15 protein-coding genes are annotated in these 16,700 nt (G+C 59.4%); 14 read left to right on the plus strand and 1 reads right to left on the minus strand.

Going from position 1 to position 16,700, the window contains the following annotated elements:
* The first annotated feature begins 165 nt into the window (after positions 1–165).
* The 14 genes from hpaG (at position 166) to yjiA (ending at position 15,046) form a co-directional block, all read left to right on the plus strand.
* Complete coding sequence (hpaG, locus tag INF77_RS02605) at positions 166–1,443, plus strand: 4-hydroxyphenylacetate degradation bifunctional isomerase/decarboxylase (RefSeq protein WP_193532411.1); 1,278 nt, start codon at positions 166–168, stop codon at positions 1,441–1,443.
* Positions 1,440–2,906, plus strand: coding sequence for a 5-carboxymethyl-2-hydroxymuconate semialdehyde dehydrogenase (gene hpaE, locus INF77_RS02610; RefSeq protein ID WP_063438162.1), 1,467 nt, complete (start codon positions 1,440–1,442; stop codon positions 2,904–2,906). The genes hpaG and hpaE overlap by 4 nt, the downstream gene beginning before the upstream one ends.
* A gap of 2 nt (positions 2,907–2,908) precedes the next feature.
* Positions 2,909–3,760 (plus strand): 3,4-dihydroxyphenylacetate 2,3-dioxygenase, encoded by an 852-nt coding sequence (hpaD, locus tag INF77_RS02615; protein WP_041911312.1) that lies wholly within the window; start codon positions 2,909–2,911, stop codon positions 3,758–3,760.
* Between the two features lie 9 nt (positions 3,761–3,769).
* A complete protein-coding gene (locus tag INF77_RS02620) occupies positions 3,770–4,150 on the plus strand; it encodes a 5-carboxymethyl-2-hydroxymuconate Delta-isomerase (RefSeq protein ID WP_028015402.1) in 381 nt (126 codons plus the stop codon).
* 100 nt (positions 4,151–4,250) lie between these two features.
* On the plus strand, positions 4,251–5,054 hold the full coding sequence (hpaH, locus tag INF77_RS02625) for a 2-oxo-hept-4-ene-1,7-dioate hydratase (RefSeq protein ID WP_045259529.1): 804 nt from the start codon (positions 4,251–4,253) through the stop codon (positions 5,052–5,054).
* A 10-nt stretch (positions 5,055–5,064) separates the two neighbouring features.
* On the plus strand, positions 5,065–5,859 hold the full coding sequence (gene hpaI / locus INF77_RS02630) for a 4-hydroxy-2-oxoheptanedioate aldolase (RefSeq protein ID WP_059354706.1): 795 nt from the start codon (positions 5,065–5,067) through the stop codon (positions 5,857–5,859).
* Between the two features lie 21 nt (positions 5,860–5,880).
* Entirely contained in the window at positions 5,881–7,224 is a 1,344-nt protein-coding gene (gene hpaX, locus INF77_RS02635) for a 4-hydroxyphenylacetate permease (protein ID WP_182033688.1), read from the plus strand.
* Positions 7,196–8,086 (plus strand): 4-hydroxyphenylacetate catabolism regulatory protein HpaA, encoded by an 891-nt coding sequence (gene hpaA / locus INF77_RS02640; protein ID WP_028015398.1) that lies wholly within the window; start codon positions 7,196–7,198, stop codon positions 8,084–8,086. Before hpaX ends, hpaA begins: the two co-directional genes overlap by 29 nt.
* Before the next feature lie 195 nt (positions 8,087–8,281).
* Positions 8,282–9,844, plus strand: a complete 1,563-nt coding sequence (hpaB, locus tag INF77_RS02645) for a 4-hydroxyphenylacetate 3-monooxygenase, oxygenase component (RefSeq protein ID WP_193532412.1) — start codon at positions 8,282–8,284, stop codon at positions 9,842–9,844.
* Positions 9,845–9,861: 17 nt separating this feature from the next.
* Positions 9,862–10,374, plus strand: a complete 513-nt coding sequence (locus INF77_RS02650) for a 4-hydroxyphenylacetate 3-monooxygenase reductase subunit (protein ID WP_182033684.1) — start codon at positions 9,862–9,864, stop codon at positions 10,372–10,374.
* A 176-nt stretch (positions 10,375–10,550) separates the two neighbouring features.
* The gene (locus tag INF77_RS02655) at positions 10,551–11,468 is read left to right on the plus strand and encodes a YafY family protein (RefSeq protein ID WP_063154854.1); all 918 of its coding nucleotides are present in this window, start codon (positions 10,551–10,553) and stop codon (positions 11,466–11,468) included.
* A 191-nt stretch (positions 11,469–11,659) separates the two neighbouring features.
* The gene (locus INF77_RS02660) at positions 11,660–13,813 is read left to right on the plus strand and encodes a carbon starvation CstA family protein (RefSeq protein WP_028015394.1); all 2,154 of its coding nucleotides are present in this window, start codon (positions 11,660–11,662) and stop codon (positions 13,811–13,813) included.
* Between the two features lie 65 nt (positions 13,814–13,878).
* Positions 13,879–14,082 carry a YbdD/YjiX family protein gene (locus INF77_RS02665; protein ID WP_003856610.1) on the plus strand — a complete coding sequence of 68 codons (204 nt, stop codon included), beginning with the start codon at positions 13,879–13,881 and terminating at the stop codon, positions 14,080–14,082.
* Positions 14,083–14,092: 10 nt separating this feature from the next.
* Positions 14,093–15,046, plus strand: coding sequence for a GTPase (yjiA, locus tag INF77_RS02670; RefSeq protein WP_193532413.1), 954 nt, complete (start codon positions 14,093–14,095; stop codon positions 15,044–15,046).
* 53 nt (positions 15,047–15,099) lie between these two features.
* Here the strand turns inward: yjiA and INF77_RS02675 are convergent, their stop codons facing one another.
* Positions 15,100–16,458 carry an esterase-like activity of phytase family protein gene (locus INF77_RS02675; protein ID WP_193532414.1) on the minus strand — a complete coding sequence of 453 codons (1,359 nt, stop codon included), beginning with the start codon at positions 16,456–16,458 and terminating at the stop codon, positions 15,100–15,102.
* Between the last annotated feature and the right edge of the window lie 242 nt (positions 16,459–16,700).

Raw genomic sequence — 16,700 nt, forward strand, 5'->3', positions numbered from 1 at the left:
AAGCAACTGATTTACATAGCATTGAAATCCAACATGTAAATTTATTGTTATTCATATCACAAATTCTTCACTTCTGATTGCGAAATAAACAGCAAAAGCATAAAAACAGATCATTAACATATTAATGAAATCATAACCCGGACCGTCGGGATGAGGAGTTGGTGAATGAAAGGTACCGTATTTGCCGTCGCGCTGAACCACCAGAGTCAGCAAGAAGCCTGGGCTGAGGCGTTTGAAAAAGCCCCTTACAACACGCCGCCAAAAACGCCGGTGTGGTTTATCAAACCGCACAACACGGTGATTCGCGCGGGCGAGCCCATTCCTTTCCCGCAGGGGGAAACGGTGTTAAGCGGCGCGACGGTGGCGCTGGTTGTGGGTAAAACCGCCAGCAGGGTGCGCGTAGAGGACGCCGCGGCCTACATCGCCGGGTACGCGCTGGCCAACGAGGTGAGCCTGCCGGAAGAGAGCTTCTACCGCCCGGCCATTAAGGCCAAATGCCGGGACGGCTTTTGCCCGCTTGGCGAGCTGGCCGCCGTTGATAACGTCGACAACCTGACCATCATCACCGAGATCAACGGCCGCGAAGCGGACCACTGGAACACCGCCGATCTGCAGCGCAGCGCCGCCGAACTGCTGAGCGCCCTGAGCGAATTCGCCACCCTCAATCCCGGCGATGCGATCCTGCTCGGCACGCCGCAAAGCCGCGTGGAGGTCCGCCCGGGCGATCGCGTGCGGATTCTGGCGGAAGGTTTCCCGCCGCTGGAAAACCCGGTGGTGAACGAGCGCGACGTTGCCCTTTACCACCACACGCCTGAACACGCCACGCTGTTCGCCCTCGGTCTTAACTACGCCGATCATGCCAGCGAGCTGGACTTCAAGCCGCCCACCGAGCCGCTGGTGTTTATCAAAGCGCCGAACACCTTCAATGGCGACAACCAGACCTCGGTGCGCCCGAACAATATCGAATACATGCACTACGAGGCGGAGCTGGTGGTGGTCATCGGTAAAACCGCGCGTAAGGTGAGCGAAGCCGAGGCGATGGAGTATGTCGCGGGCTACACGGTCTGCAACGACTACGCCATCCGCGACTACCTGGAAAATTACTACCGCCCGAACCTGCGGGTCAAAAGCCGCGACGGATTAACCCCCATCAGCCCGAACATCGTGCCGAAAGAAGCCATTCCTGATCCGCATAACTTAACCCTGCGCACCTTCGTCAACGGCGAACTGCGTCAGGAAGGCACCACCGCCGATCTCATTTTCAGCATTCCTAACCTGATTGCGTATCTGAGCGATTTTATGACCCTACAGCCGGGCGACATGATCGCCACCGGCACGCCGAAGGGGCTGTCCGACGTGGTGCCGGGCGATGAAGTGGTGGTGGAAGTGGAAGGCGTGGGCCGCCTGGTGAACCGGATTGTCAGCGAGGAGACTGCAAAATGAAAAAGATTAACCACTGGATCAACGGTAAAAACGTCGCCGGAAGCGAGTACTTCCATACCACTAACCCGGCCTCCGGCGAGGTATTAGCGGAAGTCGCCTCCGGCGGTGAAGCGGAAATTCATCAGGCCGTTGCCGCCGCTAAAGAGGCGTTCCCGAAATGGGCCAACCTGCCGATGAAGGAGCGCGCGCGCCTGATGCGTCGCCTGGGGGATCTGATCGACCAGAACGTGCCCGAGATCGCCGCCATGGAAACCGCCGACACCGGCCTGCCGATCCACCAGACCAAAAATGTGCTCATCCCGCGCGCCTCGCACAACTTCGAGTTCTTCGCCGAGGTGTGCCAGCAGATGAACGGCAAAACTTACCCGGTCGACGACAAAATGCTCAACTACACGCTGGTGCAGCCGGTGGGCGTCTGCGCGCTGGTGTCGCCGTGGAACGTGCCGTTTATGACCGCCACCTGGAAGGTCGCGCCGTGCCTGGCGCTGGGCAATACCGCGGTACTGAAGATGTCTGAACTCTCGCCGCTGACCGCCGACCGTCTGGGCGAGCTGGCGCTGGAGGCGGGCATTCCGGCGGGCGTGCTGAACGTGGTGCAGGGCTACGGGGCGACGGCAGGCGACGCGCTGGTGCGCCACCACGACGTGCGCGCCGTCTCCTTCACCGGCGGCACCGCCACCGGGCGCAACATCATGAAAAACGCCGGGCTGAAGAAATATTCCATGGAGTTGGGCGGCAAATCCCCGGTGCTGATTTTTGAAGATGCGGACATCGAGCGCGCGCTGGACGCCGCGCTGTTCACCATCTTCTCCATCAACGGCGAGCGCTGCACCGCGGGCTCGCGCATCTTCATCCAGCAGAGCATTTACCCGGAGTTCGTCAAGCGCTTCGCCGAACGCGCCAATCGCCTGCGCGTGGGCGATCCGACCGATCCGAACACCCAGATTGGCGCGCTCATCAGCCAGCAGCACTGGGAGAAAGTCTCCGGCTATATCCGCCTCGGCATCGAGGAAGGCGCCACCCTGCTGGCGGGCGGCCCGGACAAACCGGTCGATCTGCCTGCACACCTGAAAGGCGGCAACTTCCTGCGCCCGACGGTGCTGGCGGACGTCGACAACCGCATGCGCGTGGCGCAGGAGGAGATCTTCGGGCCGGTGGCCTGTCTGCTGCCGTTTAAGGACGAGGCGGAAGGGCTGCGGCTGGCCAACGAAGTGGAGTACGGCCTGGCGTCATACATCTGGACCCAGGACGTCAGCAAGGTGCTCCGTCTGGCGCGCAACATTGAAGCGGGCATGGTGTTCGTGAACACCCAGAACGTGCGCGACCTGCGCCAGCCGTTTGGCGGCGTGAAGGCCTCCGGCACCGGGCGCGAGGGCGGCGAGTACAGCTTTGAAGTGTTCGCGGAGATGAAGAACGTCTGCATCTCCATGGGCGACCATCCGATTCCAAAATGGGGGATCTGACAATGGGTAAGCTAGCGTTAGCGGCAAAAATCACCCACGTGCCGTCGATGTACCTTTCCGAGCTGCCGGGGAAAAACCACGGCTGCCGCCAGTCCGCCATCGACGGGCATAAAGAGATCAGCAAGCGCTGCCGTGAACTGGGCGTGGACACCATCATCGTGTTCGACACCCACTGGCTGGTGAACAGCGCGTACCACATCAACTGTGCGGATCATTTTTCAGGCGTCTACACCAGCAACGAGCTGCCGCACTTTATCCGCGACATGACGTACGACTACGACGGCAACCCGGAGCTCGGGCAGCTGATCGCCGACGAAGCGGTGAAGCTCGGCGTGCGCGCCAAGGCGCACAACATCCCGAGCCTCAAGCTGGAGTACGGCACGCTGGTGCCGATGCGCTACATGAACGCGGATAAGCACTTCAAAGTGATCTCCATCTCGGCGTTCTGCACGGTTCACGACTTTGCCGACAGCCGCAGGCTGGGCGAGGCCATCGTCAGCGCCATCGAAAAGTACGACGGCACCGTGGCGGTGCTCGCCAGCGGCTCGCTGTCGCACCGCTTTATCGACGACCAGCGCGCGGAGGAAGGGATGAACAGCTACACCCGCGAGTTTGATCGCCAGATGGACGAGCGCGTGGTCAAGCTGTGGCGGGAGGGCCAGTTTAAAGAGTTTTGCAGCATGCTGCCGGAGTACGCCGACTACTGCTACGGCGAGGGCAACATGCACGACACGGTGATGCTGCTGGGGATGCTGGGCTGGGATAAATACGACGGCAAGGTGGAGTTCCTCACCGAGCTGTTCGCCAGCTCCGGCACCGGCCAGGTCAACGCCGTTTTCCCGCTGCCCGCATAAGGAGTCGTTATGCCGCACTTTATTGCTGAATGTACCGACAACATCCGCGCGCAGGCCGACCTGCCGGGGCTGTTCGCCAAAGTGAACGAGGCGCTGGCCGCCACGGGGATCTTCCCGCTCGGCGGCATCCGCAGCCGCGCCCACTGGCTGGACACCTGGCAGATGGCGGACGGTAAGCATGATTACGCCTTTGTGCATATGACGCTGAAGATCGGCGCCGGGCGCAGCCTGGAGAACCGGGAAGCCGTGGGGGAGATGCTGTTTGCGCTGATCAAAACCCACTTCGCGGCGCTGATGGCGGAGCGCTATCTGGCGCTGTCGTTCGCCATGGAAGAACTCGATCCGACGCTCAACTACAAACAAAACAACGTGCACGCGTTGTTTAAGTAGCCGTCTGCTCGCCCGGTGGCGCTGCGCTTACCGGGCCTACAACAGCCCCGAACGTAGGCCGGGATCGCTACGCGCCACCCGGCAAAAACAGGATATCGCCATGCTCGATAAACACACCCATACCCTGATCGCCCACCGCCTGCATCAGGCGGAACAGTCCCGGGAGCAGATCCGCGCGATCTCGCTGGAGTACCCGGAGATCACCATCGAAGACGCCTACGCCGTACAGCGCGAATGGGTGAGCCTGAAAATTGCCGAAGGCCGCGTGCTGAAAGGCCACAAGATTGGCCTCACCTCGAAAGCGATGCAGGCCAGCTCGCAGATTAGCGAGCCGGACTACGGCGCGCTGCTGGACGACATGTTCTTCCACGACGGCAGCGACATCCCCGTCGATCGCTTTATCGTCCCGCGTATCGAAGTGGAGCTGGCCTTCGTGCTGGCAAAACCGCTGCGCGGCCCGAACTGCACGATCTTCGACGTCTACAACGCCACGGACTACGTCATCCCCGCGCTGGAGCTGATCGACGCCCGCTGCCACAACGTTGACCCGGAGACCCAGCGCCCGCGCAAGGTGTTCGACACCATCTCCGACAACGCCGCCAACGCCGGGGTGATCCTCGGCGGTCGTCCGATTAAGCCCGACGCGCTGGATCTGCGCTGGATCTCCGCCCTGCTCTACCGCAACGGCGTGATCGAAGAGACCGGCGTCGCCGCAGGCGTGCTTAACCACCCGGCGAACGGCGTGGCGTGGCTGGCGAACAAGCTCGCGCCGTACGACGTACAGCTTGAGCCCGGACAGATCATCCTCGGCGGCTCGTTTACCCGTCCGGTTGCCGCCAGCAGGGGCGACACCTTCCATGTTGACTACGGCAACATGGGCTCCATCAGCTGTCGCTTTGTATAAGGAGGCGACCATGCAAAACGCATTCAAAGCGGCGCTGAAGGCGGGCCGCCCGCAAATCGGTTTATGGCTGGGGCTGACCAGCAGCTACAGCGCAGAGCTGCTGGCCGGGGCCGGTTTTGACTGGCTGCTGATCGACGGCGAGCACGCGCCGAACAGCGTGCAGACCGTCCTGACCCAGCTCCAGGCCATCGCCCCTTATCCCAGCCAGCCGGTAGTGCGCCCGTCGTGGAACGATCCGGTGCAGATCAAGCAGCTGCTGGACATAGGCGCGCAAACCCTGCTGGTGCCGATGGTGCAAAACGCTGACGAGGCGCGGCTGGCGGTAAGCGCCACCCGCTACCCGCCTGCGGGCATTCGCGGCGTCGGCAGCGCCCTGGCGCGCGCCTCGCGCTGGAATCGCATCCCGGATTACCTGCATCAGGCTAACGACGCCATGTGCGTGCTGGTGCAGATCGAAACCCGCGAGGCGCTGAAAAACCTGCCGCAGATCCTGGACGTGGAAGGCGTCGACGGCGTGTTTATCGGCCCGGCGGATCTGAGCGCCGACATGGGCTTTGCCGGCAATCCGCAGCACCCGGAGGTGCAGGCCGCCATCGAGCAGGCGATCGCGCAGATCCTCAGCGCGGGCAAAGCGCCCGGCATCCTGATGGCGAATGAACAGCTGGCGAAACGCTATCTCGGCCTCGGCGCATTGTTTGTGGCGGTCGGTGTGGATACCACCCTGCTCGCCCGCAGCGCCGAAGCGCTGGCGGCCCGCTTTACCGACGTCACCACAGCAGTTGATAACAATAAATCCGTCTACTAAACGTACGATGTGGAGCGCAACATGACGACCTCAACCCTGCATAATAAAGATGTAGAACATCGCGCAATAAATAAGCTGTTCCGTCGTTTGATCGTGTTTCTCTTTATCCTGTTTGTTTTCTCGTTTCTCGATCGCATTAACATCGGCTTTGCCGGGCTGACGATGGGCAAAGATCTGGGCCTCACGTCGACCATGTTTGGCCTGGCCGCGACGCTGTTTTACGTCACCTACGTGCTGTGCGGGATCCCCAGCAACATCATGCTGGCGAAGGTCGGCGCACGCCGCTGGATCGCCGGGATCATGGTGGTGTGGGGCATCGCCTCTACCTGCACCATGTTCGCCACCAGCCCTGAAACGCTTTACGTCCTGCGCATGCTGGTGGGCATTGCGGAAGCCGGTTTCCTGCCGGGGATTTTGGTCTACCTCACCTGGTGGTTTCCGGCCTATCACCGCGCCCGCGCCAACGCGCTGTTTATGATCGCCATGCCGGTGACCATGATGCTTGGCTCGATCCTCTCCGGGTATATTCTGGCGATGGACGGGCTGTGGAGCCTGAAGGGCTGGCAGTGGCTGTTTCTGCTGGAGGGGCTGCCGTCGGTGGTGCTCGGCGTGGTGACCTGGTTTTACCTCAACGACACGCCGGATCAGGCCACCTGGCTGGATGAAGACGAAAAGCAGGCGCTGAAAAGGATGATCGCGCGCGAGCAGGAGGTCGCCATCGCCCAATCCGTCACGCCGCGCTCGACGCTGCGCGAGGTGCTTACGCCCGCCGTGCTGCTCTACACGCTGGCCTACTTCTGTCTGACCAATACGCTGAGCGCGATCAACATCTGGACGCCGCAGATCCTGCAAAGCTTCAACACCGGCAGCAGTAATATCGTGATTGGCCTGCTGGCGGCGATCCCGCAGTTTTGTACCATCCTCGGGATGATCTGGTGGAGTCGCCGCTCCGACAGGCTGAAAGAGCGAAAAAAGCACACCATCCTGCCGTACCTGTTTGCAGCGGCGGGATGGATGCTGGCCTCAGCGACCGATCACAGCCTGATCCAGCTGCTTGGCATCATCATGGCCTCAACCGGATCGTTTACCGCCATGGCGATATTCTGGACCACGCCGGACCAGGTTATTAGCCTGCAGTCACGCGCGGTGGCGCTGGCGGTGATCAACGCCATCGGTAATGTCGGATCCGCCGTCAGCCCGCTGCTGATTGGGATCCTGCGCGACGCGACCGGCAGCTTCAGTTCCGGGCTGTGGTTTGTGGCGGGTCTGCTGGTGGTCGGCGCGCTGGTGCTGACGCGCATCCCGATGACCCACCCGGTTCAACAGAGGAACGATCATGTGCCAGAGCCCTATCGCCAACATTGATATCAGCAAGGAGTACGACGAAAGTCTGGGCACCGACGACGTGCACTATCAGTCGTTCGCCCGCATGGCGGCCTTTTTTGGCCGCGACATGCAGGCGCATCGTCACGACCAGTATTTTCAGATGCACTTTCTCGATACCGGACAGATTGAACTCCAGCTCGACGACCACCGCTATTCGGTGCAGGCCCCGCTATTTGTGCTGACGCCGCCGTCGGTGCCGCACGCGTTTATCACCGAATCCGACAGCGACGGGCACGTGCTGACGGTGCGCGAGGATCTCATCTGGCCGCTGCTGGAGGTGCTCTACCCCGGCACGCGGGAAGCATTCGGCCTGCCGGGGATCTGCCTGTCGCTTGCCGACAAGCCTGACGAGCTGACGGCGCTGAAGCACTACTGGCAGCTCATCGCCCGGGAATCCACGGCGCAGCTGCCGGGCCGTGAGCATACGCTGGTCCTGCTGGCGCAGGCGGTATTTACCCTGCTGCTGCGCAACGCGAAGCTCGACGACCACGCGGCCAGCGGGATGCGCGGCGAGCTGAAGCTGTTCCAGCGCTTTACCCAGCTGATCGACACCCATTACCACCAGCACTGGACGGTGCCGGAATACGCCAGCGAACTGCATCTGACCGAATCCCGCCTGACGGACATCTGCCGCCGCTTCGCCAACCGCTCGCCGAAAAGGCTGATCTTCGACCGGCAGCTGCGCGAGGCCAGGCGCCTGCTGCTGTTTTCCGACAGCGCGGTCAGCGAGATTGCCTGGCAGCTGGGATTTAAGGATCCGGCCTATTTCGCCCGGTTTTTCAATCGCCTGACGGGCTGCTCGCCCAGCGCGTATCGGGCGCAGAAAGTACCGGTTTCCTGAGCGCATCGCGGTATGTAGGGCGGGTAAGCGCAGCGCCACCCGCCAAAAACCCGCACAGATCACAAATCCCAATCCCGCCCGAAAAGTACCCGCCGTTGTCCCAATCGTCCCTTCACGTTCCGCCCCTCTCACGCTTCAATTAAACAACAAAAACAAAACATAAATTTAACAACCATCTTCCGATACGAGGTCCCTATGAAGCCTGAAGATTTCCGCGCTGATGCCAAACGTCCGTTAACCGGCAAAGAGTATTTAAAAAGCCTGCAGGATGGACGCGAGATTTATATCTACGGCGAGCGCGTTAAGGACGTCACCACCCACCCGGCGTTTCGCAATGCGGCGGCGTCCATCGCCCAGATGTACGACGCCCTGCACAAGCCGGACATGCAGGACACGCTGTGCTGGGGCACCGACACCGGCAGCGGCGGCTACACCCACAAATTTTTCCGCGTGGCGAAAAGCGCCGACGACCTGCGCCAGCAGCGCGACGCCATCGCCGAGTGGTCGCGCCTGAGCTACGGCTGGATGGGCCGCACGCCGGACTACAAAGCGGCGTTCGGCTGCGCGCTGGGAGCGAACCCTGCCTTCTACGGTCAGTTCGAGCAGAACGCCCGCAACTGGTACACCCGCATTCAGGAAACCGCCCTGTACTTTAACCACGCCATCGTCAACCCGCCGATCGACCGCCACAAGCCGGCGGACGAGGTGAAGGACGTCTACATCAAGCTGGAGAAAGAGACCGATGCCGGGATTATCGTCAGCGGTGCGAAAGTCGTCGCAACCAACTCGGCGTTGACCCACTACAACATGATCGGTTTTGGCTCCGCGCAGGTGATGGGCGAAAACCCGGACTTCGCACTGATGTTCGTCGCGCCGATGGATGCCGAAGGCGTGAAGCTGATCTCCCGCGCCTCGTACGAGATGGTGGCAGGCGCAACCGGCTCCCCGTATGACTACCCGCTCTCCAGCCGCTTCGACGAGAACGACGCGATCCTGGTGATGGATAACGTGCTGATCCCGTGGGAAAACGTGCTGATCTACCGCGATTTCGACCGCTGCCGTCGCTGGACGATGGAGGGCGGCTTCGCCCGCATGTACCCGCTTCAGGCCTGCGTGCGTCTGGCGGTGAAGCTCGACTTCATCACCGCCCTGCTGAAGAAATCCCTGGAGTGCACCGGTACCCTGGAGTTCCGCGGCGTGCAGGCAGATCTCGGCGAAGTGGTGGCCTGGCGCAATATGTTCTGGGCGCTGAGCGACTCCATGTGCTCCGAAGCCACGCCGTGGGTGAACGGCGCGTACCTGCCGGACCACGCGGCGCTGCAAACCTACCGCGTGATGGCCCCGATGGCCTACGCGAAGATCAAGAACATCATCGAACGTAACGTGACCTCCGGGCTAATTTATCTGCCGTCCAGCGCGCGGGACCTGAACAACCCGCAGATCGACCAGTATCTGGCGAAGTACGTGCGCGGCTCCAACGGAATGGATCACGTCGAACGCATCAAGATTTTGAAACTGATGTGGGACGCCATCGGCAGCGAGTTTGGGGGTCGTCACGAGTTGTACGAAATCAACTACTCCGGCAGCCAGGATGAGATCCGCCTGCAATGCCTGCGTCAGGCGCAAAGCTCAGGGAATATGGACAAGATGATGGCAATGGTCGACCGCTGCATGTCCGAATACGACCAGCACGGCTGGACCGTGCCGCACCTGCACAACAACAGCGATATCAACATGCTCGACAAGCTGCTGAAATAGCGCAGCGGGAGGTTACAATGCATTCAGATGAACAACGCCTGCGTTTTCGCGACGCAATGAGCAGCCTGTCGGCGGCGGTCAATGTGGTCACCACCGAGGGCGACGTCGGACGCTGCGGCATTACCGCCACCGCCGTCTGCTCGGTGACGGATACCCCGCCGTCGGTCATGGTCTGCATTAACGCCAACAGCGCCATGAACCCGGTCTTTCAGGGCAACGGCAGGCTGTGCGTCAACGTGCTGAACCACGAGCAGGAGATCATGGCCCGCCACTTCGCCGGGATGACCGGGATGGCAATGGAGGAGCGCTTTGCCCTCTCCTGCTGGCAGAAAGGCCCGCTGGGGCAGCCGGTGCTGAAAGGCGCGCTGGCGAGCCTGGAAGGCGAGATTACCCAGGTGCAAACCATCGGCACGCATCTGGTTTATCTTGTCGAAGTGAAAAACATCATCCTGAGTGACGCGGGACACGGCCTGATCTACTTTAAGCGCCGTTTCCACCCGGTAATGATGGAGATGGAAGCCGTCGTGTGATCCCCCTCGCGCTGGCCTTTTTTCGGGCCAGCGCCGCTTTCTACAAAAATTCCTAAGGTTTCCGCTAAATCACGCCGTTATATATCCATAAGAGAAATTTTCTGTGCCTGAATACTGACATCTCCGGCCAGTGCTTTTGCATTGTTCAGCGCATACCCAATATACAGGAAGACCTTATGGCTAAAACGACGCGGAGCCGCTCGGCTGAACGTCTGGTCGATATTCTCCTTGAGTTACATTTACACGGCGTGGTAAACCGCAGTGCGCTAATGGAGAAATTTAAAATTACCGAGCGTACCGTCTACCGGGATTTAAATGCGCTCTCGCCCATTGTTGAACATACCGGTAACGGGCTATATCGACTGATCCACTCCGCCCAATCTCCCGGCGGGCAGGGATTACATCATGCTCTGGCTAACTTCCTGAATGCCGATAACTTTTTCCCTGAAAGAAATACGGACTTCTGGCAAAAGCTGGAGGCGCGCGTCGACGACAACCATATTCTTATCCTCGGTAATGACGCAGAGCACACGGTGCAGCGTGATATCCGCCGCCATTTAGCGAAAATCGAGAAATCGATTAAGAACCATAATGTCTGTCAGATTGTTTATAAGGGTAAAACCCGTCTGATTAATCCCTATAAACTCATTAACAAAAAAAATATATGGTATTTACAAGCTACCGAAAATAGCCGGTTGAAATCCTTTTCATTAAGCCAGATTAGCTGGTTTGATGTTCAAAAAACCTTTTTTACCCCTGATGAAAATGTTCGGGAACTGCTGGAAAAAAGCCTCGACCCGTGGGTGTCCGAAACTACTTTCACCGTGAAAATATTCATTAAGGATAATATTTCACATTACTTCCTGCGCCGCGATCTCCTGCCGGAACAGGAGCTGCTGGAGGAGCGGCGCGGCGGCGTCACGCTGCGCTGCCAGGCGGCACACGAAAACCAGATCCTGCCGCTGCTGTTCTACTGGCTGCCGAATATTCAGATCCTGGAGCCGAGCTGGCTGAAGGAGAAGCTCATCAAGACGCTGGAAAGCTACCTGTCGATGGAGCGCAGCCCGGAAAACCACGTGATCTCAATCACATAATTTTCCCGACCAGCGGCGAGCCTGAACCACTCGCCGCGTCCTTTGACCGCTCACCCGTCACTTTCAACCACTCACTCATTTACCGTCCTTTACGCGCGCGCGGATCTGGCACGATCGCTCCAGCATTAATCAATACCTCCTCACAACGAACCCTGACCCTTTTTTCTTTACATAAAAAACCAGGTCTTACTATGGATACTAAAAAACTACTTAAGCACGTGCCCTGGGCCTTACTCGGGATCCTCGGCGCTTTCTGTCTGGCGGTTGTCGCATTGCGCCGGGGCGAACACGTCAGCGCCCTGTGGATCGTGGTCGCGTCGGTTTCCGTCTACCTTGTGGCCTATCGCTACTACAGCTTGTACATCGCGCAGAAGGTCATGAAGCTCGACCCGACGCGCGCCACCCCGGCGGTCATTAACAATGACGGTCTGAACTACGTGCCAACCAACCGCTACGTGCTATTTGGTCACCACTTTGCCGCCATTGCAGGCGCGGGCCCGCTGGTCGGCCCGGTGCTGGCCGCCCAGATGGGCTACCTGCCGGGTACGCTCTGGCTGCTGGCGGGCGTGGTGCTGGCGGGAGCGGTGCAGGACTTTATGGTGCTGTTTATCTCCTCGCGCCGTAACGGTTCGTCGCTGGGCGAGATGATCAAAGAAGAGATGGGCCGCGTGCCGGGCACTATCGCCCTCTTCGGCTGCTTCCTGATCATGATCATCATCCTCGCGGTGCTGGCGCTGATCGTGGTGAAAGCGCTGGCCGAAAGTCCGTGGGGCGTCTTCACCGTCTGTTCTACCGTACCGATTGCGCTGTTCATGGGCATCTATATGCGCTTCCTGCGTCCTGGGCGCGTGGGTGAAGTGTCGGTCATTGGTATCGTACTGCTGGTCGCCTCCATCTACTTCGGCGGCGTGATTGCGCACGACCCGTACTGGGGCCCGGCGCTGACCTTTAAAGACACCACCATCACCTTCGCGCTGATCGGTTACGCGTTCGTTTCCGCCCTGCTGCCGGTGTGGCTGATTCTGGCTCCGCGCGACTACCTGGCGACCTTCCTGAAAATCGGTGTCATCGTCGGGCTGGCGATCGGGATTGTCATCATCAACCCTGAGCTGAAAATGCCGGCGGTGACTCAGTACATTGACGGCACCGGTCCGCTGTGGAAAGGCGCCCTGTTCCCGTTCCTGTTTATTACCATCGCCTGCGGCGCCGTGTCTGGCTTCCACGCGCTGATCGCCTCCGGCACCACGCCGAAGCTGATGGCTAACGAAACCGACGCGCGCTTTATCGGTTACGGCGCGATGCTGATGGAGTCCTTCGTGGCGATCATGGCGCTGGTTGCGGCGTCGATTATCGAGCCAGGCCTGTACTTCGCGATGAACACCCCGCCGGCGGGTCTGGGCATCACCATGCCAAACCTGCATGAGATGGGCGGGGAAAATACCGCGCTGATCATGGCGCAGCTGAAAGAGGCCAGCGCACACGCGGCGGCGACCGTCAGCTCCTGGGGCTTCGTGATCTCGCCTGAGCAGATCATGCAGACCGCGAAAGACATTGGTGAACCGTCCGTGCTGAACCGTGCCGGTGGCGCGCCGACGCTGGCCGTGGGTATCGCACACGTGTTCCACAAAGTGCTGCCGTGGGCGGACATGGGCTTCTGGTACCACTTCGGTATTCTGTTCGAAGCGCTGTTCATCCTCACCGCGCTGGATGCCGGTACCCGTGCGGGCCGCTTCATGCTGCAGGATCTGCTGGGCAACTTCGTGCCGTTCCTGAAGAAAACCGACTCTCTGGTAGCGGGTGTTCTGGGTACTGCCGGGTGCGTAGGCCTGTGGGGCTACCTGCTGTATCAGGGCGTTGTCGACCCGCTCGGCGGCGTGAAGAGCCTGTGGCCTCTGTTCGGTATCTCTAACCAGATGCTGGCAGCCGTTGCCCTGGTGCTCGGTACCGTCGTCCTCGTGAAGATGAAGCGCACCAAATACATCTGGGTGACCGTGGTTCCTGCGCTGTGGCTGCTGCTCTGCACCACCTGGGCGCTGGGCCTGAAGCTGTTCAGCACCAACCCGCAGCTGGAAGGCTTCTTCTTCATGGCTAACCAGTACAAAGAGAAGATTGCCGCAGGCGGCGCGGATCTGACCGCACAGCAGATTGCCAACATGAACCATATCGTGGTGAACAACTACACCAACGCGGGTCTGAGCATTCTGTTCCTGGTGGTGGTGTACAGCATTATCTTCTACGGCATCAAAACCTGGATGAAAGTGCGCAACACCGAAGGCCGTACGGATAAAGAGACCCCGTACGTGCCGGTGCCGGAAGGCGGCGTGAAGACCTCTTCACACCATTAATTAAGCCTGTCACTGTAGGCCCGGATCGCTGCGCGCCTCCGGGCTTCTTCTATCTGGAACTCTCAATGTTTGGTAACTTAGGCGAAGCAAAAAAATACCTCGGTCAGGCGGCGAAAATGCTGATTGGCATTCCGGACTATGACAACTACGTTGAGCATATGAAGACCAACCATCCGGATAAGCCGTACATGACCTACACCGAATTCTTCCGCGAGCGTCAGGAAGCGCGCTACGGCGGAAGTGGAGAAGGCGGCGTCCGCTGCTGCTAAAGGAGAGACCATGACCCCGATTGCCGTTACCCTGCTGACCGGTTTCCTCGGCGCCGGTAAAACCACCCTGCTGCGCCACATCCTGAACGAGCAGCACGGCTTCAAAATCGCCGTCATCGAAAACGAATTTGGCGAAGTCTCCGTTGACGATCAATTAATCGGAGACCGCGCCACGCAAATCAAAACCCTGACCAACGGCTGCATCTGCTGCACCCGCTCTAACGAGCTGGAAGACGCCCTGCTGGACCTGCTCGACAGCCGCGATCGCGGTGACATCGGCTTCGACCGCCTGGTGATCGAGTGCACCGGCATGGCCGACCCCGGCCCGATTATTCAGACCTTTTTCTCGCACGATATTCTTTGCCAGCGCTACCTGCTGGACGGGGTAATTGCCCTGGTAGACGCGGTCCACGCCGACGAGCAGATGAACCAGTTCACCATTGCCCAGTCTCAGGTGGGCTACGCCGACCGCATTCTGCTCACTAAAACCGACGTGGCGGGCGACAGCGAAAAACTACGCGAGCGCCTGACGCGCATCAACTCGCGCGCGCCGATTTATACGGTGACGCATGGCGATATCGATCTATCCCAGCTGTTTAACACCAACGGCTTTATGCTGGAGGAGAACGTCACCACGAAACCGTGCTTCCACTTTATGGGAGACAAGCAAAACGACGTGGCGTCGATTGTGGTGGAGCTGGACTATCCGGTGGACATCAGCGAGGTCTCGCGGGTAATGGAAAACCTGCTGCTGTCGTTTGCCGACAAGCTGCTGCGCTACAAAGGCATGCTGTGGATCGACGGCGAGCCGAACCGCCTGCTGTTTCAGGGCGTACAGCGCCTGTACAGCGCCGACTGGGACCGCCCGTGGGGCGATGAAGCGCCGCACAGCGTGATGGTGTTTATTGGTATCCAACTGCCGGAGGAGGAGATTCGGGCAGCGTTTGCGGGGCTGAAGAAATAACCGCCTTGCTTCCCCTCTCCCCTTTAGGGAGAGGGTTAGGATGAGGGGTAAAATTATTTCAACGCCTCCGGCAGCGTCACAATCCACAGCTCGCTCTCTGACTCCGGCTTCTTCAGTGGCTTCACGCTGAGCATGGTTTCCACCGGTTTATCATCCAGCGTCAGCTTGCCTTCCTCGTTCACCCGATAGTCCTTGAGCTTTTTGCCCTCGACCGGATGCTGCATCGCCACCTTCACGCCAAAGTCGTTATCGTTCGCCACTGCAAGCCGTTTGCCGTCGATCAGCGCCAGCCCTTCGGCCTTCTCCTGCTTCCAGCCCAGCGCGCGCAGATCGACGACCTGCGTTTTTGCAGCAAGGGTAATGCCGCGCTGTGCCAGTGTTTTCTCATCATCAAACTCCGGGTACTCGCCCGGCTTGTCGAAAGCGGTCAGGTCGCTCGCCTTGCTGAGATCCACCTTGTAGATAAGGTTACGCATCGCGTCATTTTTATCCTCACCCTGTTCAATCAGCAGGATGTGCTGGTCGTCCAGCGCCACGATGTCGCCGATTTTAGCGTCGCTGTTTTTGCTGTAGGCCGCGCTGTCGATGGGGTAGCCGTACATCGCCGTTTTCCCGGTCGCCGGGTCGAAGCTGACCAGACGCGTAAACAGCGCCTGCTTTTTGCTCTTACCGTCGATATCCAGCGTGCTTTGCACGGCGGCGATAATCCGCCCGTCCGGCATCCGGGTCAGGCCTTCAAAGCCCCGGTTCGGCTGGCGCCATTTGATAACATTTGGCAGACCGCCCGCGATGGATTTTTCCCCTTCCGCCGCCTGCGGCCCGTGGATCGCCAGAATTTTCCCTTTGCTGTCGACATTAATCAGGAACGGGCCATACTCGTCGCACAGCCAGAAGCCGCCCTTGCCGTCCGGGGTGATGCCTTCCGTGTCCAGCCCGCGGTTGTCACCCTTCAGAATTTTGAGGGTATCGCTGAACGCCACCTCGTTGGTGGCTCCAATCACGCCACTTTGCAGCGGCAGGCCGTTAATCTCGCCTTTATCATCATGCAGCGGGCGGGCATCCGTTGCCTCCGCTTTGCCGTTCTGAACGCGAATGGTCATCAGCAGCGGCGCGAAATCCGGCGTGACAAAAATTTTGGCTTCGTTTTTACCCATTTTGGGCGCATCGGCGTTGGGACCGCGATCGGTCACGGTCGCGAAGGTCAGAGCATCGCCCTGCTTGCCCGTAAACAGCAGGCCGGAGCCAATCCCTACCGGGAGTCCATTCGGAAACGCACCGGCAAACGCGCCGCTGTATTTCACGTGTGAGCCGTCAGGGAAGCTGACAACATAGCGCTCAGCCGTGGGCTGCGCCGCCAGGCCAGAGAAAGAGAGCGTACAGCCGATAAGCACAGGAATGATTTTTCTTTTCATATTGTTAGCATCCGGAAAGTGAAGCCCACAACGTAATGAACAAACGTGTCAGAAAAATGACATGGAAAGGAAACGTGGCCGGGCATCTGAACAAATAATGACCATAAAAATGTAAAAATTTGTTTTTTTATGTGATTTTAGAAATGGAATTGGAAATTATTAGAAGCGCAATTAATGCATATCAAATCACTATCCCTGCCTCGTTCAGATTTCGTTTAATCAAAAAATTAAACTGTTCCTCA

This window comes from Enterobacter cloacae complex sp. P1B (genome assembly GCF_014982345.1).
GTDB lineage: Bacteria > Pseudomonadota > Gammaproteobacteria > Enterobacterales > Enterobacteriaceae > Enterobacter > Enterobacter bugandensis.

Bases quoted from the DNA above. Each gene is read 5' to 3' on its own strand.
- hpaG (WP_193532411.1), top strand. From the start codon at position 166: ATGAAAGGTACCGTATTTGCCGTCGCGCTGAACCACCAGAGTCAGCAA.
- hpaE (WP_063438162.1), top strand. From the start codon at position 1,440: ATGAAAAAGATTAACCACTGGATCAACGGTAAAAACGTCGCCGGAAGC.
- hpaD (WP_041911312.1), top strand. From the start codon at position 2,909: ATGGGTAAGCTAGCGTTAGCGGCAAAAATCACCCACGTGCCGTCGATG.
- INF77_RS02620 (WP_028015402.1), top strand. From the start codon at position 3,770: ATGCCGCACTTTATTGCTGAATGTACCGACAACATCCGCGCGCAGGCC.
- hpaH (WP_045259529.1), top strand. From the start codon at position 4,251: ATGCTCGATAAACACACCCATACCCTGATCGCCCACCGCCTGCATCAG.
- hpaI (WP_059354706.1), top strand. From the start codon at position 5,065: ATGCAAAACGCATTCAAAGCGGCGCTGAAGGCGGGCCGCCCGCAAATC.
- hpaX (WP_182033688.1), top strand. From the start codon at position 5,881: ATGACGACCTCAACCCTGCATAATAAAGATGTAGAACATCGCGCAATA.
- hpaA (WP_028015398.1), top strand. From the start codon at position 7,196: ATGTGCCAGAGCCCTATCGCCAACATTGATATCAGCAAGGAGTACGAC.
- hpaB (WP_193532412.1), top strand. From the start codon at position 8,282: ATGAAGCCTGAAGATTTCCGCGCTGATGCCAAACGTCCGTTAACCGGC.
- INF77_RS02650 (WP_182033684.1), top strand. From the start codon at position 9,862: ATGCATTCAGATGAACAACGCCTGCGTTTTCGCGACGCAATGAGCAGC.
- INF77_RS02655 (WP_063154854.1), top strand. From the start codon at position 10,551: ATGGCTAAAACGACGCGGAGCCGCTCGGCTGAACGTCTGGTCGATATT.
- INF77_RS02660 (WP_028015394.1), top strand. From the start codon at position 11,660: ATGGATACTAAAAAACTACTTAAGCACGTGCCCTGGGCCTTACTCGGG.
- INF77_RS02665 (WP_003856610.1), top strand. From the start codon at position 13,879: ATGTTTGGTAACTTAGGCGAAGCAAAAAAATACCTCGGTCAGGCGGCG.
- yjiA (WP_193532413.1), top strand. From the start codon at position 14,093: ATGACCCCGATTGCCGTTACCCTGCTGACCGGTTTCCTCGGCGCCGGT.
- INF77_RS02675 (WP_193532414.1), bottom strand. From the start codon at position 16,458: ATGAAAAGAAAAATCATTCCTGTGCTTATCGGCTGTACGCTCTCTTTC.